Source organism: Pseudomonas sichuanensis, from assembly GCF_024749065.1.
Classification (GTDB): domain Bacteria; phylum Pseudomonadota; class Gammaproteobacteria; order Pseudomonadales; family Pseudomonadaceae; genus Aquipseudomonas; species Aquipseudomonas sichuanensis.
Genome location: NZ_CP087185.1, coordinates 5906588 through 5930540, shown reverse-complemented (window position 1 = coordinate 5930540; position 23953 = coordinate 5906588). Strand labels below are relative to the sequence as shown.

Here is a 23953-nt window from a genome sequence, read left to right as displayed (position 1 = left end):
CTTCAACCCAGGCGACATGCCTCGAGCGTTCGCACCTGCCCCTGAGGCTGCTGGTTTTCCTCACTCAACCAACGCTCGAACCCCGCCGCCACGGCCGGCCACTCGGCATCGGTGATCGAGTACCAGGCCGTATCCCGATTGCGGTCCTTGACCACCATGTGATTGCGGAACACCCCTTCAAACACAAAGCCGAACCGCAGCGCCGCACGCTTGGAGCGAGCATTGGCGTTGTTGCACTTCCACTCCAGGCGGCGGTTGCCCAGGGCGAAGCCCAGCTTGCTCAGCAGGTAGACCGCCTCGGTGCCCTTGGGCGTGCGCTGCATGGCGGCGCCGAAGGCGATATGGCCGATCTCGAAGCGGCCCTGTTCCGGCACGATCGACATGTAGCTGAGGATGCCCTGCACCTGGCCGCTGGCGCGGTCGATCACGCTGTAGAACAGCGGGTCGCGGCTGGCGGCGTTGCCGTCGAGCCAACGGTCGAAGCTGGCGCGTTCGACGAACGGGCCATAGGGCAGGTAGTCCCACAGCACCGGGTCCGAGCCTGGCCCTTGCAGCACGTCCCAGAGGTCGGCGCCATGGCGCGCCGGGTCGAGCTTCTCCAGGCGGATGAAACGGCCCTCGAGGGGGGCGGCCTTGGGCGTACCGGCGGGTTTCCAGTTCAATGCGTCGGTCATGGGCGGCCTACAGTACTTTGCGAAATTGGATGAAGCCGGGGCGCTCGGCAACCTGCTCGTACAGGCTGATGGCGGTGGCGTTGGTTTCGTGGGTCAGCCAGTGCACCTTGGCGCAGCCGTCGGCCTTGGCCGTGGCGTAGACATGCTCGATCAGCTGCCGGCCGATGCCCAGGCCGCGCACTGCGCTGTCCACGTAGAGGTCTTGCAGGTAGCAGGAAGACTCGATGCTCCAGTTGGAGCGATGGTAGATGAAGTTGACCATCCCCACCGCCTTGCCATCGACCCAGGCCAGCGCCGAATGAGTCGGCTCGTGCCCGTCCAGCAGGCGTTGCCAGGTGCTGGCGCTGACCGCTTCGGGCAGTTCGGTTTCATAGAAGCGCAGGTAGGCCTGCCACAGGGGCAGCCAGGCGGCGTGGTCGTTGGCGCCCACCGGGCGCAGGGTGATGCTGGTCATGGGCCTTTTCCTTCAGAGGTCGCGCATGTGCGTGGCGAGTTGGTTATCCGCAGGGTCGGCGCTGGCGGCCAGGCCTTCGCGTACCCCGGCGATGTCTTGTGCCGAGCGGTTCTGGCTGAGTTTGCGTGCGCCCTGCAAACGGCTGATGGGCAGGCGGATGCCAACGATGGCGCGGAGCATGCTGTCGAGGTAGTCCGCAGGGGCATCGGCCACCCGCCACGGCGCTGCGCGGCTTTGCTCATGGCGGTCGGTCAGGCGGCTGACGATGTCGAGCAAGGAGGCGGGCTCGTGGATAACCGTCGCCGGGCCCCAGGCATGCACCGCCGTGTAGTTCCAGGTGGGCCCCACCTTGGGATTGTCGGCCTTGCTCGGGTAGAACCCAGGGCTCACATAGGCGTCGGCGCCGGGGAATACCAGCAACGCTTCGGCGCCTTGCGCCAGGTCCTGCCATTGCGGGTTGGCCCGGGCGAGGTGGGCATAGACCGTACCGAACTCGCCCTCGTCGGTGGCGACCAGCACCGGCAAGTGGCTGGCCAGCAGCCCCTGTTCGCCGTGGCTGACCAGTGTGGCCAGGCGGGTTTGCAGCATGTGCTGGTGCAGGCGGCCGAGGTCGTGTTCCTGGTGCGGTTTGCTGTTGTACATGCCGGGGGATCCTTGTGCTGTGGCTTCATCCTAGGCAGGCTATTGGCTCTGTGTAAGAGCCATTAATGACTGTTTTGATAGGTCCAATACCATGAGCGAACGTACCCACGCGTTGCCTTTCGACCCGGCCGGCATCGTTCTCGACCGCAGCCGCCGCGGGCTCAGCCAGCAGCTCTATCAGGCACTGCGCGCCCGCGTGCTGGATGGGCGCCTGGAAGGCGGCACACGGCTGCCGGCTACCCGCGACCTGGCGGCGATGCTGGCGTTGTCGCGCAACAGCGTGGTGCGCGCCTATGACCAGCTGTATGCCGAAGGCTTCATCGAAAGCCGGGTAGGCGATGGCACTTACGTGAGCCGGCTGGGAAAACTATCCACACAACTGTCCACAGGGTTATCCCGGGGTTTATCAACAGGGTTATCCACATTTCAGGCATCTGACACTGAGGATTCATCCAGTTTCATCGCGTGTAGCGAACCATTGCAGCGTCTGAAAAATCACCACCTGCCGCCTCCCAGAAGCGGCTCGCCGAAGGCTTTCAGGGTCGGCCTGCCCGCCTTCGACCTCTTTCCTTTCGAGGTTTGGGCCAAGCTGCAAGCGGGTTTCTGGCGAAATCCCGACCCGGCGCTGCTCGGTTATGGCGACCCGGCGGGAGAAGTGCAGTTGCGTGAGCTGATCGCCACCTATCTGCGTCGCTCGCGGGGGCTTTCCTGCACGGCTGAACAAATTGTGATCACCAGTGGCGCACAGCAGGCGATCAGCCTTTGTGCACAGCTGTTGTTACAGCCCGGTGACGGAGTGGCTGTGGAAAACCCAGGCTATCGCGCCGCCGGGCACGCCTTCGCCCTGACGGGGGCAAGGGTCAGCGGCGTGCCGGTGGATGAAGAGGGCATGGACTGCGCGCGCCTGACCGAGCTGGCGGACTGTCGGCTGGCCTATGTGACCCCAGCCCACCAGTACCCGACCGGCGTCACCATGAGCCTGGCCCGGCGCCTGTCGTTGCTGGCCTGGGCTGAGCGCCAGGGCGGGTGGATCGTCGAGGACGACTACGACGGCGAGTACCGCTACAGCGGCGCGCCCCTGGCACCGCTGGCTGCGTTGGATCGGCAGGGTCGGGTGTTGTACGTCGGCACCTTCGGCAAGATCGCTTTCCCGGCGCTACGGATGGGCTACCTGGTGCTGCCCAAATCTCTGGTGCAAGTGTTCAGCCAGGCCAAGGCGCTGGCGGTGCGCCATTCGGAAGTGGGTAGCCAGTGTGTCATGGCGCAGTTCATGGCCCAGGGGCATTTCCAGCGGCATATCCGCCGCATGCGCCGGGCGGCGTTGGCGCGCAGGAATGTGTTGAAGGCTGGCTGGCCGGTGGATGTACCGGGGCTGGGGGCAATGCCGGAAGTGGCGGCGGGGCTGCATGTGAAAGTGGCTGTGGATAACTTTGCGCGGGAACAAGCGTTGGTTGCCCGGGCCGAGGCGGTGGGGGTGGAGGTCAATCCGCTGAGTGGGTATTGGCTGGAAGACAGCGAGGTGCCTGTGGATAAGTGTGCGGGGCTGGTGCTGGGGTTTGCGGCAGTGCCGGAGGCGCAGATTGCGGATGCATTGATGCGCCTGCGCAAGGCCTGGCGATAGCTGGGGCCGCTCTGCGGCCCATCGCCGGCAAGCCGGCTCCCACAGGGTTAGCGCATAACTTGGACTAATGCGATCGGTGTGGGAGCCGGCTTGCCGGCGATGGGCTGCAACACAGCCCCGATGTCTACATGATCAAGTGCCGGATTTGATCTTGGTCCAGGCCCTGGTCCTTGCCCGCTCGGCATCCCGTGGCAGCGGCTTGAGGGTATACAGCTTGGCCATCGCCTCGGCCGTCGGATACAGGTTGGGGTTGTTGCGGATCGCCGGGCTGACCTTGTCGGTCGCATCCTTGTTCGGGTTCGGGTAGCCGACGAAATCACTGATCGGTGCAATCACCTCAGGCCGCAGCAGGTAGTTGATGAAGGTGTGGGCATCTTCCGGGTTGGCCGCGTTCTTCGGGATCGCCAGCATGTCGAACCAGATCGGTGCGCCTTCCTTCGGCAGGCGCATGTCCACCACCACGCCGTTCTTGGCTTCGCGCGCACGGTTGGCAGCCTGGGAGAAGCTGCCGGAATAGCCCACCGCCACGCAGATGTCGCCATTGGCGATGTCGGCCATGTACTTGGAGGAGTGGAAATAGGTCACGTGCGGGCGGATCTTCAGCAGCAGGTCCTGGGCCTTCTGGTAGTCCGCTGGCTTGCCGCTGTTGGGGTCCAGGCCCAGGTACGACAGCGCCAACGGCATAATCTCCGACGGCGAGTCGAGCAGCGCCACGCCGCACTGTTTGAGCTTGGCGATGTTCTCTTCCTTGAAGATCAGGTCCCAGCTGTCCACCGGCGCGTTGTCACCGAGTACCGCCTTGACCTTGGCCGGGTTGAAACCGATCAGCACGGTGCCGTACATGTAAGGCACGGCGAATTTGTTGCCCGGGTCGTTGGCTTCGATCAGCTTCATCAGCGCCGGGTCCAGGTGCTGCCAGTTGGGCAGCTTGCTGCGGTCCAGGGGTTGGAACACCCCGGCCTCGATCTGCTTGGCAAGGAACACGTTGGACGGCACCACCACGTCATAGCCGGAGTTGCCGGTCAGCAGCTTGGCTTCCAGCGCCTCGTTGGTGTCGAAGATGTCGTAGATCAGCTTGACCCCGCTGTCCTTCTGGAAATCGACGAGGGTTTGCGGGGTGATGTAGTCGAACCAGTTGTACACCCGCAGGGTGCCCGGCGCGGCGTTGGCCTGCAGGGCGCCGGTGAACAGGCTGGCGGCGATGAGTGGGGCGAGCAGACGCTTGAGTCGGACCATGTTCAGGCTCCTGGCTGGGCGCGCTGGAAGCCTTCCAGCACATTGACCGCGTTGATGCCGATTTCCTCCACAGCGTAGCCACCTTCCATCACGAACAGGGTCGGCTTGCCGAGTTGGCCGATGCGTTTGCCCATTTCCAGGTAGTCCGGGCTGTCCAGCTTGAACTGCGAGATCGGGTCGTCCTTGAAGGTGTCCACGCCAAGGGAGATCACCAGTACGTCGGCGTCGTACTCGGCGATGCGCTGGCAGGCCGCTTCCAGCGCGGCGCTCCAGGCCGCCCAGTCGCTGCCGGCGGGCAGTGGGTAATTGATGTTGCAGCCAACGCCTGCACCTTCGCCGGTCTCGTCGGCATAGCCGAGGAAGAACGGGAACTCGTCCTGCGGGTCGCCGTGGATCGAGGCGAAGAACACGTCGTTGCGCTGGTAGAAGATGTCCTGGGTGCCGTTGCCGTGGTGGTAGTCGACATCGAGGATGGCCACTTTGCGCCGGCCCTGGTCGAGGAAGGCCTGGGCGGCGATGGCGGCGTTGTTCAGGTAGCAATAGCCTCCCATCACTTCGGCGGCGGCGTGGTGCCCTGGTGGGCGGCACAGGGCGAAGGCCGAGTGGGCGCCTAGCTGGATCGCCGCCTGGGCGGTGAGCGCGACTTGCGCGGCGCTGTAGGCGGCCTGCCAGGTACCGGCGGTGATCGGTGCGCCGGCGTCGAAGCTGTAGTAACCGAGCTCGCCATGCAGGCCGGTGGGTTTGACCTGGCGCAGGGTGCGTGCCGGCCAGGTGAAGGGCAGCAGGTCGCCGTCGTGGCCGAGCGCGGCCCAGCGTGCCCAGGCGCCTTCGAAGAAATTCAGGTAGTCGGCGCTGTGGATGCGCTGCAGCGGGGCGCGGCCGAAGTCGGTCGGGCCCTGGACGTCGCCAAGGTTGCGCTTTTTCACCTGCTCCAGCACATGGTCGGCGCGCGAGGGCATCTCGAAGCAGGGCATCAGCTTGCCGTCGATCAGCTCGCAGCGGCCGTGGTGCAGGCGATGGTCATCGGAATAGATCGTCAGCATTTGTTGTTCTCCGGGTAATCACTGGCGTGGGCCCATTCTGGTGGGCGGCCGGCAGACCGGGGGACGTTGCAAACGGCCAAAAGGGGATCAATGTGGCCAAGTCATCCTGACCCGGCCCTTTCGCGGGTAAACCCGCTCCCACAGGGTGATGCAGGCCTCGAGACCTGCGGTGATCCTGTGGGAGCAACTGTCTTATGTTGTCAGTGCTGGCCTCATCGCTGGCAAGCCAGCTCCCACAGGTACGATGCTTGCCTCGAGGTTAGCGCGGTCCATGTGGGAGCGGGTTTACCCGCGAAGAGGCCAGTACAGGTCAACCGCGAAAATGGCTCGGCGCCACGCCGCTCCAACGCTGGAAGGCATGCCTGAAACTCGCGGTCTCACTGAACCCCAACGTTTCGGCAATCCGATAGATCGGCATCTGGTCCTCGGCCAGCAATTGCTTGGCCCGCTCGAAGCGCAGCTCGTCGAGCAGCTGTTGATAACTGCTGCCCAGCGCCTGCAAGTGCCGGCGCAAGGTGCGCGACGAACAGTTCATCTGCCGCGCCAGGCCCTCCAGCCCGGGCGCCGCATCCAGCTGCTGGAGCAGCAGCTGGCGAATCCGCCCCAGCCAGGCCTGGCGCCCGGTGAATTCCAGGTTCAAACGCCGGCAGCGCTCGCTCATCGCCTTGTGGGTGATCGGGTCGGCCAGCGGCAGTGGCATGTCCAGCCAGCGGCGTTCGAAGGCGAAGGCGTTGTCGCCCGCATCGAAACCCTGCGGGCAGGCGAATGCACCGGCGTAGAGCGCGTGGTAACCGGGGCGGGGGTGTTCGAAGCGTGCCGCCAGCAAGGGCAGCGGGCGGCCGAGCAGGTCGTCGCAGATCACTTTCAGCGACACCAGGCAGAACTCGGCATTGAAGGCAGCCAGCCCGGGCGCGTCGTAGTGGTCGCTGGCGCTGAGCCAGACACGCTGGCCATCATCCACCAGGCGCAACTGGAAGACTGTTCCCAGCAGTGCCGGAAAGCTCAGCGCCAGGCGCAGGGCGTCACCCAAAGTGGCACTGGAGAGCAGCGCGTAACCGAGCATGCCGTAGCACGACACATGCATGCGCCGGCCCAGTTCCAGGCCGATGTCCTCGCGCCGGGCCAGGGCGTTGGCGCACACCTGCAGTTCTTGCTGGGTGGTGATGCGCGCGTCCGGGTGCTCAAGGTCTGCCAGGCCAATGCCGCTGCCGGCAAGCAGCAGCTGCGCGTCCACGTCTTGTTCCTGGAACACCTGGAGGATCAGCGAAACGGCATTGAGGGTGGTGAGGTGGCTATGCAGCATGCTCGGTGTCCCGTGGGGCTGAGGGGCATTATGGAGCAAGTTGTGTGCCGGAGAGTGTTGCCCACTGTGGGAGCGGCTTTAGCCGCGAACACCGGCGCAGCCGGTGCCATGTACTGCGTCGCCTGCTTCGCGGCTGAAGCCGCTCCCACAAAGGGGGTGAAACTCGCATAAAAAAAGGGCCCGATGCGTGCGCTCGGGCCCTTGAAAGGTTGAGAGGTGTCTAGTCCCTCGACCTGGTGAGACTGTTTGCTACGGTCGGGTTACGCCTTCAGCGGAACCAGACGTGGAGCGATCATGTTTTCCGGACGCAGGATGTCGTTGAGCATCGCTTCGTCCAGCAGCTTCTCTTCGCGCACCAGTTCCAGTACGCCGCGGCCGGTTTCCAGGGCAACGCGGGCGATACGGGTGGCGTTTTCGTAGCCGATGTAAGGGTTCAGGGCGGTGACCAGGCCGATCGAGTGCTCGACCAGTTCACGGCAGCGCTGTTCGTTGGCGGTGATGCCGACGATGCAGTGCTCGCGCAGCATGTCCATGGCGCGTTGCAGCAGGCGGATCGAGTCGAAGATCTTGTAGGCGATCAGCGGCTCCATCACGTTCAGCTGCAGCTGGCCACCTTCGGCAGCAACGGTCAGGGCCAGGTCGTTGCCCATGATGGCGAAGGCGACTTGGTTGACGGCTTCCGGGATAACCGGGTTGACCTTGCCTGGCATGATCGAGCTGCCTGGCTGGCGCGCCGGCAGGTTGATCTCGTTGATGCCGGTGCGTGGGCCGCTGGACAGCAGGCGCAGGTCGTTGCAGATCTTCGACAGCTTGACCGCGGTGCGCTTGAGCATGCCGGAGAACAGCACGAAGGCGCCCATGTCGGAGGTGGCTTCGATCAGGTCGGCAGCCGGAACCAGCGGCTGGCCGCTGATGGTTGCCAGGCGCTGTACGGCCAGGGCCTGGTAGCCCGGGTCGGCGTTGATGCCGGTACCGATGGCGGTACCGCCCAGGTTGATTTCGGTCAGCAGTTCCGGAGCCAGCGAGCGCAGGCGCTGCAGGTCTTCGGTCATGGTGGTGGCGAAGGCGCGGAATTCCTGGCCCAGGGTCATAGGCACGGCGTCCTGCAGCTGGGTGCGGCCCATCTTCAGTACGTGGTCGAATTCTTTACCTTTGGCAGCGAAGGCCTGGATCAGGCTGTCGAGGCTGGCCAGCAGGGCGTCGTGGCCCAGCAGCAGACCCAGACGGATCGCGGTCGGGTAGGCGTCGTTGGTCGACTGCGCCATGTTCACATCGTTGTTCGGGTGCAGGTACTGGTACTCACCCTTCTGGTGGCCCATGGCCTCCAGCGCGATGTTGGCGATGACTTCGTTGGCGTTCATGTTGGTGGAAGTACCAGCACCGCCTTGAATCATGTCCACCACGAACTGCTCGTGGTAGTCGCCCTTGATCAGTCGTGCGCAGGCTGCGCTGATCGCGGCGTGCTTGGCATCGCTCAGGTGCCCCAGCTCACGGTTGGCGTCAGCAGCTGCCTGCTTGACCATCGCCAGGCCGACTACCAGTTTCGGGTAGTGCGACAGCGGAACACCGGAGAGGTGGAAGTTGTTGGCAGCGCGCAGAGTCTGGATGCCGTAGTAGGCATCGGCAGGGACTTCAAGGGTACCAAGCAGATCTTTTTCGACGCGGAACGATGCAGCGGAGGACATGATGGATATCATCTCGATTTTGACCCGGCACCTGCCGGAATGCCGCCAATGCTAGGGCTGAGCAGATTTGGCGGCCAATGCTGTTGCACGCTAACCTATGCACAAACGGCATACGGTTTGATGTGACGCCGATTGACAATCGAGCGTGTTCCATTTTGGTGCACGCGTTGCGGAGTAGTCGATGAACCTCGAAAGCAAATGGCTGGAGGACTTCAGTGCCCTGGCCTCAACCCGCAGTTTCTCGCAAGCGGCCGAGCGCCGCTTCGTCACCCAGCCAGCTTTCAGCCGGCGCATCCGCAGCCTGGAAGCGGCCTTGGGGCTGACCTTGGTGAATCGTTCCCGCACGCCCATCGAACTGACCGAGGCCGGGCAGCTTTTTCTCGTCACCGCGCGTACTGTTGTCGACCAGTTGAGCGAAGTTCTCCGCCACTTGCATCATCTTGAAGGCGGGCAGGGCGAGGTGATCCAGGTGGCGGCGGCGCACTCGCTGGCCTCGGGGTTTTTCCCGCGTTGGGTAGCCCAGTTACGCAACGACGGTTTGAACATTGCCACCCGCCTGGTCGCCACCAACGTGGGCGATGCGGTGCATGCATTGCGCGAGGGCGGCTGCGACCTGATGTTGGCGTTCTACGACCCGGACGCCGCGCTGCAGATGGACGCCGAAATCTTCCCTTCATTGCACATGGGCAACACCGAAATGCTCCCGGTGTGTGCGGTGGGCCCCGATGGCAAGCCGTTGTTCGACCTGGAAGGCGAGGGCAGCGTGCCGTTGCTGGCCTACAGCGCCGGTGCTTTCCTCGGCCGCTCGGTCAACCTGCTGCTGCGCCAACGCAACCTGCGCTATACCACGGTGTATGAAACGGCCATGGCCGACAGTCTCAAAAGCATGGCGCTGGAAGGCATGGGCATCGCCTGGGTGCCCAAATTGTCCATGCGCGGCGAGCTGGAGCGTGGCGAGCTGGTGGTCTGTGGCGCCAGCCAGTGGCATGTACCGCTGGAAATCCGCCTCTATCGCTGTGCCCTGGTGCGCAAGGCCAACGTGCGTTTGCTATGGCGCAAGCTGGAAGGCGGTTCAGTTGACCCGAAAGTCAGCCAAAGCCCCGAAAAATAAGGGCGACAGTTGGTCGCCGGGGGTGCCGTGATGGGCCTGCGTTACGTTATACTGCGCGGCCTTTCGACCGGATAGCTCCGGTCCAGATCAGCAAACAAGCCACGCCGGTCGTCCCGCGTGGCTTGTTGTTTTTTGACGCGCCTGCGGGCGCACAAGCGAAGAGGCTCGACGATGAGTGCACTGGTTGGCGTGATCATGGGCTCCAAGTCCGATTGGTCCACCCTTAGCCACACCGCCGATATGCTGGAAAAACTCGGCATTCCCTACGAAGTGAAGGTGGTTTCCGCCCACCGCACCCCGGATCTGCTGTTCCAGTATGCCGATGAGGCCGAAGGCCGTGGCATCGAGGTGATCATCGCCGGTGCCGGTGGCGCCGCCCACCTGCCGGGCATGTGCGCCGCCAAGACTCATCTGCCGGTGCTGGGCGTGCCGGTGCAGTCGTCGATGCTCTCGGGCGTCGACTCGCTGCTGTCGATCGTGCAGATGCCGGCCGGTATCCCAGTGGCCACCCTGGCCATCGGCAAGGCCGGGGCGATCAACGCCGCCCTGCTGTCGGCGAGCATCCTCGGTGCCAAGCACCCGCAGTTCCACGCGGCGCTCAAGCAGTTCCGCACGGAGCAGACCGACACCGTGCTGGACAATCCAGACCCGCGCCAGGCTTGAGGCTGACGATATGAAGATCGGTGTAATCGGTGGCGGCCAGCTGGGCCGCATGCTGGCCCTGGCGGGCACCCCGCTGGGCATGAACTTCGCTTTCCTCGACCCGGCCCCGGACGCCTGCGCCGCCCCCCTGGGCGAGCACCTGCGCGCCGACTACGGCGACCAGGACCACCTGCGCCAGCTGGCCGACGAAGTCGACCTGGTGACCTTCGAGTTCGAAAGCGTGCCGGCGGAAACCGTCGCCTTCCTGTCGCAGTTCGTGCCGGTGTACCCGAGCGCCGAAGCCCTGCGCATCGCCCGTGACCGCCTGTTCGAGAAGAGCATGTTCCGTGACCTGGGGATCCCCACCCCAGCCTTCGCCGACATCCTCTCGCAAGCCGACCTCGACGCCGCCGTGGCCAGCATCGGCCTGCCGGCCGTGCTCAAGACCCGCACCCTGGGTTATGACGGCAAGGGCCAGAAGGTCCTGCGTAAACCCGAAGACGTAATCGACACCTTCGCCGAGCTGGGCAGCGTGCCGTGCCTGCTGGAAGGCTTCGTGCCGTTCACCGGCGAAGTGTCGCTGGTGGCCGTGCGCGCCCGTGATGGCGAAACCCGCTTCTACCCGCTGGTGCACAACACCCACGACAGCGGCATCCTGAAGCTGTCGGTGGCCAGCGACGCGCACCCGCTGCAAGCCTTGGCCGAAGACTACGTCGGCCGCGTGCTCAAGCAGCTGGACTACGTCGGCGTGATGGCCTTCGAGTTCTTCGAGGTCGACGGTGGCCTGAAGGCCAACGAAATCGCCCCGCGCGTGCACAACTCCGGGCACTGGACCATCGAAGGCGCCGAGTGCAGCCAGTTCGAGAACCACCTGCGTGCCGTTGCCGGCCTGCCGCTGGGCTCGACCGCCAAGGTCGGTGAGAGCGCCATGCTCAACTTCATCGGCGAAGTGCCGGCGGTGGACAAGGTTGTCGCCATCGACGATTGCCACCTGCACCACTACGGCAAGGCCTTCAAGGTCGGGCGCAAGGTCGGCCACGCCACCCTGCGTTGCGCCGACATGGCCACGCTCAAGGCCAAGATCGCCGAAGTAGAAGCGTTGATCGCCGGCTGAGCGAACTTCTTGCGGCAACGGCCCCTCTGAAATGGCAACAAGCCAAAGCGCTGTCTAGGCTTTGGCTTGTTCCACTTTCACCTTAGAGGGATTGCCATGGGCATCATTGGAACCATCTTCATCGGCCTGATCGTCGGCCTGCTGGCGCGCTTCCTGAAACCTGGGGACGACAGCATGGGCTGGATCATGACCATCCTCCTCGGCATCGCCGGTTCCCTGGCCGCCACCTATGGCGGGCAAGCCCTGGGCATCTACCAGGCCGGGCAGGCCGCGGGCTTCTTCGGGGCCCTGGTCGGCGCCATCATCCTTCTGGTGATCTACGGCTTCATCAAGAAGAACTGAACACAGGCTAGAATGCTCGGCAATTCAAACCTGAGTTGCCGAGCATTTCCATGCGTGCGTTTTTCCTCATCCCCCTGCTGCTTGCCAGCACCCTGGCCCATGCCGAATTGCCCGAGACCGACTGGCTGGAGCTGATGCCCAAGTCGGACCAGAAGGCCCTCGAGCAGATGCCCGAGATCGACCACAACTCCCCCGAAGCCCAGGGCGTGTTCACTGCCAAGGGTGGCCTGAAGCAGAGCAAGGGCCTGCCGGCGGTGATGTACTCGACCAAGACCGTGGCCGCCATGAACGGCAAGCAGATCCGCCTGGGCGGCTACCCGGTGCCGCTGGAGAGCGATGCCAAGGGCAACAGCACCCTGTTCTTCCTGGTGCCGTACCCCGGCGCCTGCATCCATGTGCCGCCGCCGCCGCCGAACCAGCTGGTGTTGGTGCGGTATCCGAAAGGGTTGAAAATCGACGATATCTACACACCGCTGTGGGTGACCGGACAGTTGAAGGTGGAGAAGGTCAGCAATGACCTGGCCGATGCGGCCTATGCGCTGGATGCCGGTAAGGTGAGGGTGGTGGAGGATGCCGATCTTTGACTTGCCTGGGCCGGCCTCTTCGCGGGTAAACCCGCTCCCACAGGCCGCCGCATAACCTGTGGGAGCGGCGGTTCGCCGCTGCGATTTACCCGCGAAGAGGCCGGCACTGACTTTGAAAATTTCAGATCAGAGCGCTTCGCTACCGATCACTACGCTCAGCGAATGACTCGCCCCAGGCTTGAGCTCCACCACGTCATCCCACACATTCGCCGTCTCGATGCACAGCATGCGCTGCCAGCCATCGTCGGCCATGTCCGCCAGCTCCCGGGCGCGGTCGGTCCAAGGGTTCCAGATCACCGCGCTGCGTGAACCGCTGGCCTGCAGGGTGATGCGCCGGTTCCAGTGTGGGTCGACGATGGCCAGCTGTTGGGGCGCATTCAGGTAGATGCGATCGGTCTCGCCGGTGAACGCCAGATTGCCCTGCTGCTGGCGCTGCTCCCAGTCGGCCAGGGTTTCGATATAGCCCAGGCCATCGACGCCTTCCACCTGCATCTGGCGCACATCGCTCACGGCGAAGTAACTGTGCAGGGCCTGGCTGAGGGTGACGTTGGTATTGCCGAGGTTGTAGCTGGTGAGGGTCAGTTGCAACTGATCGCCCAGCTCCATCCGCAGTTTGAGCTCGACGTCATGGGGCCAGCCTGGCAGTTCGCCCTGGGCTTCGGGCAGGGTGAATTCGATAAGCAGGTTGTTGCCGGACTCTTCCATGCCGAGCAACTGCCAGTCGCGGCCACGGGCCAAGCCGTGGGCCGCTGCCTGCTCGCCCTGGAACATGTTCTGGACCGATTGCGGGTTGCGCTGCAGATTGCCGAACCAGGGCCAGCACACCGGTACCCCGGCACGCACTGACTTGCCCTGACGGAAGATGGCCTGGTCGCTCAGCCACAGCAGAGGCGGCTCGCCGATGCGCTGGTAGCTGAGGACCTGCGCGCCCTGCTGGGCGATCAGAAGTTCGGCACGGTCGCTGGTGATGCGCCAGCAGTTGAGTTCGCCGTGTTGCTCGGTGTCGACCTGATAGGTAGCCATTGCGCTCGTCTCATTGAATGCCTGTCGGGCCGTTGGACCCGTTAGCCTGCAATGAGTTTACCGCTCGCCTGGCTCAGCGACGAGGCACCGAGCGCGTGCGACCGCTGCCGTCGATGGCGACGAACACGAACACCGCTTCGGTGACCTTGCGCCATTCGCTGGACAACGGATCGTCGCTCCACACTTCGACCATCATCTGGATCGAGCTGCGGCCGATTTCCAGGGTCTGGGTATAAAAGGAGAGCTGCGCGCCCACGGCCACCGGCACCAGGAAGGCCATGCGGTCGATGGCCACCGTGGCCACGCGGCCACCGGCAACGCGGCTGGCCATGGCGGTACCGGCCAGGTCCATCTGCGCGACCAGCCAGCCGCCGAAGATGTCGCCAAAACCGTTGGTTTCGCGCGGCAGCGCGGTGATCTGCAAGGCCAGATCGCCCTGCGGGATAGGATCTTCTTGTTCGAGCTCAATCATGCCGTGGGGCCTCTGACCCGTGACGCTTCGTGGGTGGCGCAGTGAAGGACGCCGTAAAAACGATTCAGCTGCTCGCATACTACGCTGATTTCGCTTCGGGGGCGGCCAAAGGGGAGACTCTGCGAAACAGTCTGACAATAGAGACCGACGTTTTCGCACAACATCCCGCACCAGAATCAACCTTTTCCTACGAGCGGGCAGTATATAGACCCTTACAGCCAGCGACGACGTCACATTCATGAATATCTGTACGGATTTTGTACCGCTATGAGCGCTGCTCGGCAATTTGTTATCTTCACCCGCCAGCCAATCCAGAAGCCGCATGCCAAGCGGCCTGCACACTACAAGAGAACAAGCAGCGATGACCTCCGTGCCGAGCAGTATCGAGCAGCCTTCCAGGCCGCTGACCCGCAGCGACTACAAGACCCTCTCTCTGTCCGCCCTCGGTGGTGCCCTGGAGTTCTACGACTTCATCATCTTCGTGTTCTTCGCCACGGTGGTGGGCAAGCTGTTCTTCCCCGCCGACATGCCCGAATGGCTGCGCCTGATGCAAACCTTCGGCATCTTCGCCGCCGGCTACCTGGCACGGCCGCTGGGTGGCATCGTCATGGCCCACTTCGGTGACCTGCTCGGGCGCAAGAAGATGTTCACCCTGAGCATCTTCATGATGGCGCTGCCGACCCTGATCATGGGCCTGCTGCCAACTTATGCACAGATCGGCCTGTGGGCACCGATCCTGCTGCTGTTGATGCGTGTCATCCAAGGTGCGGCCATCGGTGGTGAAGTGCCGGGTGCCTGGGTATTCGTCTCCGAGCACGTGCCGGCGCGCAACACCGGCTATGCCTGCGGCACCCTGACGGCTGGCCTGACCTCGGGCATCCTGCTTGGCTCGCTGGTGGCGACGCTGATCAACACGATCTACAGCCCGGAAGAAGTGGCGGACTACGCCTGGCGCATCCCGTTCCTGCTGGGTGGGGTGTTCGGCTTCTTCGCGGTCTACCTGCGCCGCTGGCTGCATGAAACCCCGGTGTTCGCCGAGATGCAGGCGCGCAAGGCCCTGGCCGAGGAGCTGCCACTGCGCGCGGTGCTGCGCGACCACCGCGGCGCGATCATCCTGTCGATGCTGCTCACCTGGCTGCTGTCGGCCGGCATCGTGGTGATCATCCTGATGACCCCGGCCCTGCTGCAGAGCCTCTACCACGTCAGCCCCACCGATTCGCTCAAGGCCAACAGCCTGGCCATCGTGCTGCTCAGCCTGGGCTGTGTCGCCGCCGGTAGCCTGGCCGACCGTTTCGGCGCCGGGCGCGTGTTCGTGATCGGCAGCCTGGCGCTGCTGGCCTCGTCCTGGGCCTTCTACCACAGCCTGCCGACCCGCCCGGACCTGTTGTTCCCGCTGTATGCCTTGACCGGGCTGTGCGTGGGTATCGTTGGCGCCGTGCCGTACGTGATGGTCAAGGCGTTCCCGCCGGTGGTGCGCTTCAGTGGGCTGTCGTTCTCCTACAACCTGGCCTACGCCATCTTCGGCGGTTTGACGCCGATGGTGGTGACCGCGCTGCTCAAGTTCAGCCCGATGGCACCGGCTTACTACGTGGCGTGCCTGTGTGCCGTTGGTCTGGCCGTGGGTCTCTACTTGCTCGCCAACAAGCGCTAAGCGGCTGGCACTGCTGGCCTCTTCGCGGGTAAGCCCGCTCCCACTGGCAGGGCGCAAGCCTTGTGGGAGCGGGTTTACCCGCGAAGAGGACGGACCTGCTCGAACCCTTCTTGAAACATCTTGAAAGGCCATCCCGGGCAACCGGTGATGGCCTTTCATCCAATTGTCATATTGGAGTCATATCGTGTTCATGCGGCCTGCAGATACTTGGGCCCGTTCCATCACAACCCCTACGATATTCCTGCTAGGAGCAAGGCATGAAACTGAAGCGTTTGATGGCGGCCCTGACCTTTGCCGCCGCTGGCGTTGCCACCGCCAATGCGGTCGCCGCTGTCGACCCAGCCATCCCGACCTACACCAAGACCACCGGTGTATCGGGTAACCTCTCCAGCGTCGGTTCGGACACCCTCGCCAACCTGATGACCCTGTGGGCCGAGGCTTACAAGAAGGAATATCCGAACGTAAACATCCAGATCCAGGCCGCCGGCTCCTCCACCGCGCCACCCGCGCTGACCGAAGGCACCGCCAACCTGGGCCCGATGAGCCGCAAGATGAAGGACGTCGAGCTGCAGGCCTTCGAGCAGAAGTACGGCTACAAGCCAACCGCCATCCCGGTTGCCGTCGACGCCCTGGCCGTATTCGTGCACAAGGACAACCCGATCAAGGGCCTGACCATGGCTCAGGTCGACGCCATCTTCTCGTCTACCCGCCTGTGCGGCGGCAAGGCTGACGTGAAGACCTGGGGTGACATCGGTGTGACCGGCGACCTGGCCAACAAGCCAATCCAGCTGTTCGGCCGTAACTCGGTATCGGGCACCTACGGCTACTTCAAGGAAGAAGCCCTGTGCAAAGGCGACTTCAAGCCTAACGTCAACGAACAGCCTGGCTCGGCTTCGGTCGTGCAGTCGATCAGCTCCTCGCTGAACGGCATCGGCTACTCGGGCATCGGCTACAAGACCGCCAGCGTGAAGACCGTGGCCCTGGCCAAGAAGGAAGGCGGCGAGTTCATCGAAGACAACGAAGCCAACGCCCTGAACGGTTCGTACCCGCTGTCGCGCTTCCTCTACGTCTACGTCAACAAGGCCCCGAACAAGCCTCTGGCCCCGCTGGAAGCCGAGTTCGTCAAGCTGGTGCTGTCGCAGGCTGGCCAGCAGGTCGTGGTGAAGGATGGCTACATCCCGCTGCCGGCCAAAGTGGTCGACAAGACCCTGGCTGATCTGGGCCTGTCCCACGCCGGTAACGTCGCAAAGAAGTAAGTAACTGAGGATGAGGCCGGTGCTGATGCCCGGCCTTGTCCACGAATCTCTCAGTCCGAAGCCAGGGTTCCTGCGCGGCGGGCTTTCTTGCGTCACTGCATTGTCATGTTTTTGTCATACGGGACCGCTAGGGTGTGCGCATGAATGATCTGGCCAACTCCACCATGACCCAAAATTCCCCGCCGGTGCGCATTGATTTCAATACGCCCGAGCTGCAACGCAAGCGCCGCATGCGCGCCCTCAAGGACCGCCTGACCCGCTGGTACGTCCTGGTGGGCGGGCTGGCCGTGCTGGCTGCCATTACCCTGATCTTCTTCTATCTGGCCTACGTGGTGCTGCCGCTGTTCCAGGGCGCCACGCTGACCAGCAAGAAAGCGCTGGAGCCGACCTGGCTGCAGCAGGATGCCGGCAAGCCGCTGATGATCGCCCTCGAGGAACAGAACCTCGTGGGCATGCGCGTTTCCGACAAGGGCCAGGCCCTGTTCTTCGATACCAAGACCGGTAACGAACTCAAACGCGTCGACCTGCCAGTGCCCGCTGGCACCCAGGTCAGCTCGATCAGCACCGATCAGCCGGGCAGCCCGCTGGTGGTGCTGGGCCTGTCCAACGGCCAGGCGCTGGTGTTCCACCACACCTACAAGATCACCTATCCGGACAACAAGAAGACCATCGAGGCGGGCATCGACTACCCCTATGGTCAGGACCTGTTCACCCTGGATGACCAGGGCCGCGCGCTGGAACACGTGAGCGTCAACGTCAATGGCGACACCCTGTTGCTGGCCGGCTCCACCGGTGCCCACCTGCAGGTGATCGAACTGTCGCGCACCGAGAACATGATGACCGACGAGGTCACCGTCGAGCAGAACCGTATCGAGCTGCCGCAGATGACCGAGACGGTGAAGAACATCTTCATCGACCCGCGCCAGCAGTGGCTGTACGTGGTCAACGGCCGTGCCACCGCCGACGTCTTCAGCCTGCGCGAGAAGAGCCTCAACGGCCGCTACAAGCTGCTCGAGGACGGCAACGCCGAAATCACCGCCAGCGGCCAACTGGTCGGCGGCATCTCGCTGATCTTCGGTGACTCCAAGGGCGGCCTGAGCCAGTGGTTCATGGCCCGCGACCCGGATGGCGAGTCGCGCCTGAAACTGATCCGCAGCTTCCAGCTGGGCAACGCCCCGGTGGTGCAGATCGACGCCGAAGAGCGTCGCAAGGGCTTCATCGCCCTCGACAGCGCCGGCAAGCTGGGCGTGTTCCACAGCACCGCGCACCGTACCCTGCTGGTCGAGCCGGTCGCCGAAGGCGCGGGCATCCTGGCCCTGTCGCCGCGCGCCAACCGCATCATCATCGAAGAAGGCGGCAAGCTGCTGCCACTGAGCCTGCGCAACCCGCACCCGGAGATTTCCTTCAGCGCGCTGTGGGGCAAGGTCTGGTACGAGAACTACGACGAGCCTAAATACGTCTGGCAGTCCACCGCCTCGAACACCGACTTCGAACCCAAGCTGAGCCTGTCGCCGCTGACCTTCGGTACGCTCAAGGCCGCGTTCTACGCGATGATCCTGGCTGCCCCGCTGGCCATCGCCGCCGCCATCTACACTGCCTACTTCATGGCCCCGGGCATGCGCCGCAAGGTCAAGCCGGTGATCGAACTGATGGAAGCGATGCCGACGGTGATCCTCGGCTTCTTCGCCGGTCTGTTCCTCGCGCCGTACCTTGAAGGCCACCTGCCGGGCGTGTTCAGCCTGCTGCTGATCCTGCCGGTGGGCATCCTGGTCGCAGGTTTTGCCTGGAGCCGCCTGCCGGAGTCGATCCGCCTGCGTATCCCGGATGGCTGGGAAGCGGCGATCCTGATCCCGGTGATCCTGGCGATCGGCTGGTTCGCGCTGTACATGAGCCCGTTCATGGAAAGCTGGTTCTTCGGTGGCGACATGCGCCTGTGGATCAGCAACGACCTGGGGATCACCTACGACCAGCGCAACGCCCTGGTAGTCGGTATCGCCATGGGCTTTGCGGTCATCCCGAACATCTACTCCATCGCCGAAGACGCCGTGTTCAGCGTGCCGCGCAGCCTCACCCTGGGCTCGCTGGCCCTGGGCGCCACGCCATGGCAGACCCTGACCCGCGTGGTCATCCTCACCGCCAGCCCGGGTATCTTCTCGGCGCTGATGATCGGCATGGGCCGTGCGGTGGGCGAGACCATGATCGTGCTCATGGCCACCGGCAACACCCCGGTGATGGAAATGAACCTGTTCGAGGGCATGCGCACCCTGGCCGCCAACGTGGCCGTGGAAATGCCGGAATCGGAAGTCGGTGGCAGCCACTATCGTGTGCTGTTCCTCGCCGCCCTCGTGCTGCTGATGTTCACGTTCATCATGAACACCTTGGCCGAGCTGATTCGCCAGCGCCTGCGCAAGAAATACTCGTCGCTTTGATAGAAAGGTAGAGATCCGTGAAAAAGGATTCCCTCAAAGGCTGGTTCAAGAGCGGCGCCCCCGGCGTCTGGATCAGCGGTGGCGCGGTAGCCATGGCGGTCATCATGACCGTCGGCCTGCTGGCCGTGATCGCCGTGCGTGGTTTGGGCCACTTCTGGCCGGCCGACCTGGTTCAGGCCACCTACAAGGTGCCTGGCCAGGCTGACCACGTGATCATCGGTGAAGTGGTACAGAAGGAAGAAGTACCGCGCGAACGCCTCAAGGGTGCCGGCCTGCCGGTGCCCGACCAGGGCCCGGAGTTCATGACCCGCGAGCTGATCAAGATCGGTAACCGCGACCTCAACGGCAGCGACTTCACCTGGGTGGTCGGCGAGTGGCTGGTGGACCAACAGAAGCCCGCCGAGCTGATCGCCCTGGAGCGCCGCGAGTGGGGCAACTTCTACGGCTACCTGGTCAGCGTCAAGGAAGAAGGGCGGGTGGTTGCCCAGGGCCCCGAGGCCTGGAACGAGCTGCAGGCCCGCCTCAAGCGCGCCAGCGAACTCAACGACCAACTGGTGAAGCTCGAGAAGAAAGACATCGGCGCCATCAACCATGGCCTGGAGCGCCTGCGCCTGCATGGCCGCAAGCTGGAACTGGACGGCAAGCTCGATGCCGCCGCCCAGGCCGACATGGACGCCGAGCGCGCCGAGCTGAACAACCGCTACAAGGCCATCGAAGAGCGCCTGAGCGGCCTGCACCAGGCCTTCGCCCGCGACAGCCTGGTGGCCCGCGACGGCAACGGCCGCGAAGTGGAGATCAACCTGAGCAAGGTGGTCCACGCGATCCAGCCGAACGCCATGTCTGGCCTGACCAAGATGGGCGCCTACTTCGCCAAGGTGTGGGAGTTCCTCAGTGATGACCCGCGTGAGGCCAACACCGAAGGCGGTATCTTCCCGGCCATCTTCGGCACCGTGATGATGACCCTGATCATGGCCGTGATCGTCACCCCGTTCGGCGTTCTGGCCGCAGTCTACCTGCGCGAGTACGCCAAGCAGGGCCCGGTGACCCGCTTGATCCGCATCGCCGTGAACAACCTGGCCGGTGTACCGGCGATCGTTTACGGTGTGTTCGGCCTGGGCTTCTTCGTCTATGTGCTGGGCGGCTCGATCGACCGCCTGTTCTTCCCCGAGTCGCTGCCGGCGCCTACCCTGGGTACGCCTGGCCTGCTGTGGGCTTCGCTGACCCTGGCGCTGCTGGCGGTGCCGGTGGTGATCGTGGCCACCGAGGAAGGCCTGGCGCGCATCCCACGCACCGTGCGTGAGGGCTCGCTGGCCCTGGGTGCGACCAAGGCCGAGACCCTGTGGAAGATCGTCCTGCCGATGGCCAGCCCGGCCATGATGACCGGCATGATCCTCGCCGTGGCCCGCGCCGCCGGTGAAGTGGCCCCGCTGATGCTGGTGGGTGTGGTGAAGCTGGCACCATCGCTGCCGGTGGACGGCAACTACCCGTACCTGCACCTGGACCAGAAGATCATGCACCTGGGCTTCCACATCTACGACGTCGGCTTCCAGAGCCCCAACGTCGAGGCCGCGCGGCCGCTGGTGTATGCCACCGCGTTGCTGCTGGTGCTGGTGATCGCCACCCTCAACCTCTCGGCGGTGTGGATGCGTAACCACCTGCGCGAGAAGTACAAGGCCCTCGACAGCTGAGTTCAGCTTTAAGCCACAAGCGGCAAGCTCCAAGCAGATTGCCGCTCTGTCCAAACTTGCAGCTAGCAGCTTGAAGCTTGCAGCTTCAAATGGAGTAAGAACATGCAACACGAAGCTCATACCCACGGTATCGACATGTCGGCCCTGGGCCGCGACAAGCAGAGCCTGCGCCTGGCTGAAGAGACCGTGGCCATCGAAGTGCCCGGCCTGTCCCTGTTCTACGGCGACAAGCAGGCGCTGTTCGACGTCAGCATGAATATCCCCAAGCAGCGCGTGACCGCCTTCATCGGCCCGTCCGGCTGCGGCAAATCGACCCTGCTGCGCACCTTCAACCGCATGAACGACCTGGTTGACGGCTGCCGCGTTGAGGGCGCCATCAACCTGTACGGCAACAACATCTACCGCAAGGGCGAGGACGTGGCCGAGCTGCGCCGCCGCGTGGGCATGGTGTTCCAGAAGCCCAACCCCTTCCCCAAGACCATCTACGAGAACGTGGTCTACGGCCTGCGCATCCAGGGCATCAACAAGAAGCGCACCCTCGACGAAGCCGTGGAATGGGCGCTGAAGGGCGCGGCCCTGTGGGATGAGGTCAAGGACCGCCTGCACGAATCGGCGCTGGGCCTGTCCGGTGGCCAGCAGCAGCGTCTGGTGATTGCCCGTACCATCGCCGTCGAGCCGGAAGTGCTGCTGCTCGACGAGCCGTGCTCGGCACTGGACCCGATCTCGACGCTGAAAGTCGAAGAGCTGATCTACGAACTGAAATCCAAGTACACCATCGTCATCGTTACCCACAACATGCAGCAAGCGGCCCGTGTTTCGGACTACACCGCGTTCATGTACATGGGCAAACTGGTCGAATTCGGTGATACCGACACCCTGTTCACCAACCCGGCGAAGAAGCAGACCGAAGACTACATCACCGGTCGCTACGGCTAACGGCGCCGTTGGCGCAGCTGCAAGCTTTGAGCTGCAAGCTGCAAGATAAAGCGGTTAGCGCGGAGCCAGGGAACGACACGAACCACTTGAAGCTTGCAGCTTATAGCTAGCAACTTCGCGGAGCGACAGCATGATCAACAAAGAAAGCCTTACCCATCACATCTCCCAGCAGTTCAACGCCGAGCTCGAAGAGGTGCGCAGCCACCTCCTGGCCATGGGCGGGCTGGTCGAGAAGCAGGTCAACGACGCCGTCACCGCGCTGATCGAGGCCGACTCGGGCCTGGCCCAGCAAGTGCGTGAAGTCGACGAACAGATCAACCAGATGGAGCGCAACATCGACGAGGAATGCGTGCGCATCCTCGCCCGCCGCCAGCCGGCGGCCTCCGACCTGCGTCTGATCATCAGCATTTCCAAGTCGGTGATCGACCTGGAGCGCATCGGTGACGAGTCCACCAAGATCGCCCGTCGCGCTATCCAGCTGTGCGAGGAAGGGGTGTCGCCACGGGGTTATGTCGAGGTGCGCCACATCGGCGACCAGGTGCGCAACATGGTGCGTGACGCACTGGATGCCTTCGCCCGTTTCGACGCCGACCTGGCGCTGTCGGTGGCCCAGTACGACAAGACCATCGACCGCGAGTACAAGACCGCGTTGCGCGAACTGGTCACCTACATGATGGAAGATCCGCGTTCGATCACTCGCGTGCTCAGCGTGATCTGGGCCCTGCGCTCGCTCGAGCGGATCGGCGACCACGCGCGCAACATTTCGGAGCTGGTGATCTACCTGGTACGCGGGACCGACGTGCGTCACATGGGCCTCAAGCGCATGAAAGCGGAAGTGCAGGGCGAGGCCTTCGATGAGGGCGAAATCGCTAATGTTCCGGCTGAACCGGACGATAAATAGAATTGCTCCCGAGCAACAACGCCCGGCATCCGCCGGGCGTTTTCGTTTGCGGTCGAGCACCCTGCAGGCAGCCGCGAACGTGAAGAGAAGTCCCGGCGTGACCCGTGTTTTGGCAAATGGCCATCAGTCGGCGGTATGCTAGTCGGGATTCAAGAGGAGTATCGATGAGTAAAGTCAATGTGCTGGTCGTGGACGATGCCCCGTTCATCCGCGATCTGGTAAAGAAGTGCCTGCGTAATGCCTTCCCGGGCATGGTAATCGAAGATGCGGTCAACGGCCGCAAAGCCATGGCCATGCTCAGCAAGGAGCGTTTCGACCTGGTCCTGTGCGACTGGGAGATGCCGGAGATGTCCGGCCTCGAGCTGCTGAGCTGGTGCCGCCAGCAGGAAGAAATGAAGACCATGCAGTTCATCATGGTGACCAGCCGTGGTGACAAGGAGAACGTGATCCAGGCCATCCAGGCCGGCGTCTCCGATTTTGTCGGCAAGCCGTTCACCAACGAACAGCTGCTGACCAAGGTGAAAAAGTCGCTGACCAAGATCGGCAAACTCGACAGCCTGATGGCGAGTGGGCCGGCGCGGGTAAACTCGGCATTTGCCAACGATTCGCTCAGCGCCCTGACCGGGGGCCGCCCGGAAGCCGCCAAGGTAGCCGCCCCTGCCGCGCCAGCAGCAACGGCCGCCAAGCCGTTGATCAATGCGCCTGCGCCGAAAGCGGCCGCAGCTGCAGCACCGACTGGCCGCGGGCAGGGTCAGCTGCGTCTGGCCAGCGGTCCGCAACCTTGCGTGATCAAGGCCCTGAGCCTGAAGGAGGCGTTGCTGGTGGTGCGTCGCAGCGCCAACCTGCCGCAGGTGCTCGAAGGCGCGGTGCTCGATCTTGAGCAAGGTGATAACGCCGAAGTGGCGCGGCTGAACGGCTACCTGCACGCCGTTGCGGCGCTGGAACCGAAGCCGGACAGCGACTGGCTGCAATTGAACTTCAAGTTCGTCGATCAGGATGCGCAGAAGCTCGATTACCTGTCGCGGCTGATTGCCCGTGGCACTGCGCAGAAGCACTTCACGCCCGGCGCCTGAGGCGCAGGGCTTGCCTTTGTAGGAGCGGCCTTGCGTCGCGAAAGGGCCGCAAAGCGGCCCCAATGATCTTTGC

At 63.8% G+C, this 23953-nt stretch carries 22 protein-coding genes; 13 read left to right on the top strand and 9 right to left on the bottom strand.

Annotated elements, in window-relative coordinates; all coding sequences use genetic code 11:
- Positions 1–2 precede the first annotated feature (2 nt).
- From LOY51_RS26645 to LOY51_RS26635, 3 genes are read right to left on the bottom strand one after another with little or no spacing between them, the layout of a single operon-like run.
- Positions 3–674, bottom strand: coding sequence for a GNAT family N-acetyltransferase (locus tag LOY51_RS26645; protein WP_125861163.1), 672 nt, complete (start codon positions 672–674; stop codon positions 3–5).
- Positions 675–681: 7 nt separating this feature from the next.
- Entirely contained in the window at positions 682–1128 is a 447-nt protein-coding gene (locus LOY51_RS26640) for a GNAT family N-acetyltransferase (protein ID WP_125861161.1), read from the bottom strand.
- 12 nt (positions 1129–1140) lie between these two features.
- A complete protein-coding gene (locus LOY51_RS26635) occupies positions 1141–1770 on the bottom strand; it encodes an FMN-binding negative transcriptional regulator (protein WP_258643777.1) in 630 nt (209 codons plus the stop codon).
- Positions 1771–1861: 91 nt separating this feature from the next.
- Between LOY51_RS26635 and pdxR the strand changes: the two genes are divergently transcribed.
- The gene (pdxR, locus tag LOY51_RS26630) at positions 1862–3391 is read left to right on the top strand and encodes a MocR-like pyridoxine biosynthesis transcription factor PdxR (RefSeq protein ID WP_258643775.1); all 1530 of its coding nucleotides are present in this window, start codon (positions 1862–1864) and stop codon (positions 3389–3391) included.
- A 132-nt stretch (positions 3392–3523) separates the two neighbouring features.
- Here pdxR and LOY51_RS26625 read toward each other — a convergent pair whose 3' ends face one another.
- The 4 genes from LOY51_RS26625 to aspA form a co-directional block, all read right to left on the bottom strand.
- Complete coding sequence (locus LOY51_RS26625; RefSeq protein ID WP_125861156.1) at positions 3524–4627, bottom strand: polyamine ABC transporter substrate-binding protein; 1104 nt, start codon at positions 4625–4627, stop codon at positions 3524–3526.
- Positions 4628–4629: 2 nt separating this feature from the next.
- Complete coding sequence (locus LOY51_RS26620) at positions 4630–5670, bottom strand: histone deacetylase family protein (RefSeq protein WP_258643773.1); 1041 nt, start codon at positions 5668–5670, stop codon at positions 4630–4632.
- Positions 5671–5980: 310 nt separating this feature from the next.
- Positions 5981–6973 (bottom strand): AraC family transcriptional regulator, encoded by a 993-nt coding sequence (locus LOY51_RS26615; protein WP_125861152.1) that lies wholly within the window; start codon positions 6971–6973, stop codon positions 5981–5983.
- A 260-nt stretch (positions 6974–7233) separates the two neighbouring features.
- Positions 7234–8658 carry an aspartate ammonia-lyase gene (gene aspA / locus LOY51_RS26610; RefSeq protein ID WP_016394370.1) on the bottom strand — a complete coding sequence of 475 codons (1425 nt, stop codon included), beginning with the start codon at positions 8656–8658 and terminating at the stop codon, positions 7234–7236.
- A 181-nt stretch (positions 8659–8839) separates the two neighbouring features.
- On the opposite strand from aspA, the gene LOY51_RS26605 reads away from it, so the two are divergent.
- The 5 genes from LOY51_RS26605 (at position 8840) to LOY51_RS26585 (ending at position 12451) form a co-directional block, all read left to right on the top strand.
- A complete protein-coding gene (locus LOY51_RS26605; protein ID WP_110995094.1) occupies positions 8840–9769 on the top strand; it encodes a LysR substrate-binding domain-containing protein in 930 nt (309 codons plus the stop codon).
- Positions 9770–9940: 171 nt separating this feature from the next.
- Positions 9941–10432 carry a 5-(carboxyamino)imidazole ribonucleotide mutase gene (purE, locus tag LOY51_RS26600; RefSeq protein WP_110995095.1) on the top strand — a complete coding sequence of 164 codons (492 nt, stop codon included), beginning with the start codon at positions 9941–9943 and terminating at the stop codon, positions 10430–10432.
- A gap of 10 nt (positions 10433–10442) precedes the next feature.
- Positions 10443–11525 (top strand): 5-(carboxyamino)imidazole ribonucleotide synthase, encoded by a 1083-nt coding sequence (locus LOY51_RS26595; protein ID WP_125466090.1) that lies wholly within the window; start codon positions 10443–10445, stop codon positions 11523–11525.
- 96 nt (positions 11526–11621) lie between these two features.
- On the top strand, positions 11622–11867 hold the full coding sequence (locus LOY51_RS26590) for a GlsB/YeaQ/YmgE family stress response membrane protein (protein WP_050707557.1): 246 nt from the start codon (positions 11622–11624) through the stop codon (positions 11865–11867).
- 50 nt (positions 11868–11917) lie between these two features.
- On the top strand, positions 11918–12451 hold the full coding sequence (locus LOY51_RS26585; protein ID WP_167409845.1) for a DUF3299 domain-containing protein: 534 nt from the start codon (positions 11918–11920) through the stop codon (positions 12449–12451).
- Between the two features lie 126 nt (positions 12452–12577).
- On the opposite strand, the gene LOY51_RS26580 is transcribed toward LOY51_RS26585, so the two are convergent.
- Positions 12578–13474, bottom strand: a complete 897-nt coding sequence (locus LOY51_RS26580) for a D-hexose-6-phosphate mutarotase (protein WP_258643771.1) — start codon at positions 13472–13474, stop codon at positions 12578–12580.
- Positions 13475–13547: 73 nt separating this feature from the next.
- Positions 13548–13946: an acyl-CoA thioesterase gene (locus LOY51_RS26575; protein ID WP_003253317.1), complete on the bottom strand. Its 399-nt coding sequence runs from the start codon at positions 13944–13946 to the stop codon at positions 13548–13550.
- Between the two features lie 361 nt (positions 13947–14307).
- Here LOY51_RS26575 and LOY51_RS26570 point away from each other — a divergent pair, with 361 nt between their 5' ends.
- From LOY51_RS26570 to LOY51_RS26540, 7 genes are all read left to right on the top strand, one after another.
- Positions 14308–15597, top strand: a complete 1290-nt coding sequence (locus tag LOY51_RS26570; protein WP_125861144.1) for an MFS transporter — start codon at positions 14308–14310, stop codon at positions 15595–15597.
- A 257-nt stretch (positions 15598–15854) separates the two neighbouring features.
- A complete protein-coding gene (locus tag LOY51_RS26565) occupies positions 15855–16853 on the top strand; it encodes a phosphate ABC transporter substrate-binding protein PstS (protein ID WP_110991966.1) in 999 nt (332 codons plus the stop codon).
- A gap of 140 nt (positions 16854–16993) precedes the next feature.
- The gene (locus tag LOY51_RS26560) at positions 16994–19282 is read left to right on the top strand and encodes an ABC transporter permease subunit (protein ID WP_125466085.1); all 2289 of its coding nucleotides are present in this window, start codon (positions 16994–16996) and stop codon (positions 19280–19282) included.
- Between the two features lie 17 nt (positions 19283–19299).
- Positions 19300–20970 (top strand): phosphate ABC transporter permease PstA, encoded by a 1671-nt coding sequence (gene pstA / locus LOY51_RS26555; protein ID WP_125466084.1) that lies wholly within the window; start codon positions 19300–19302, stop codon positions 20968–20970.
- 102 nt (positions 20971–21072) lie between these two features.
- Entirely contained in the window at positions 21073–21906 is an 834-nt protein-coding gene (pstB, locus tag LOY51_RS26550; RefSeq protein ID WP_125466083.1) for a phosphate ABC transporter ATP-binding protein PstB, read from the top strand.
- A 130-nt stretch (positions 21907–22036) separates the two neighbouring features.
- Entirely contained in the window at positions 22037–22807 is a 771-nt protein-coding gene (phoU, locus tag LOY51_RS26545; protein ID WP_125466082.1) for a phosphate signaling complex protein PhoU, read from the top strand.
- 164 nt (positions 22808–22971) lie between these two features.
- Positions 22972–23880, top strand: coding sequence for a response regulator (locus LOY51_RS26540; protein ID WP_125466081.1), 909 nt, complete (start codon positions 22972–22974; stop codon positions 23878–23880).
- Positions 23881–23953 lie beyond the last annotated feature (73 nt).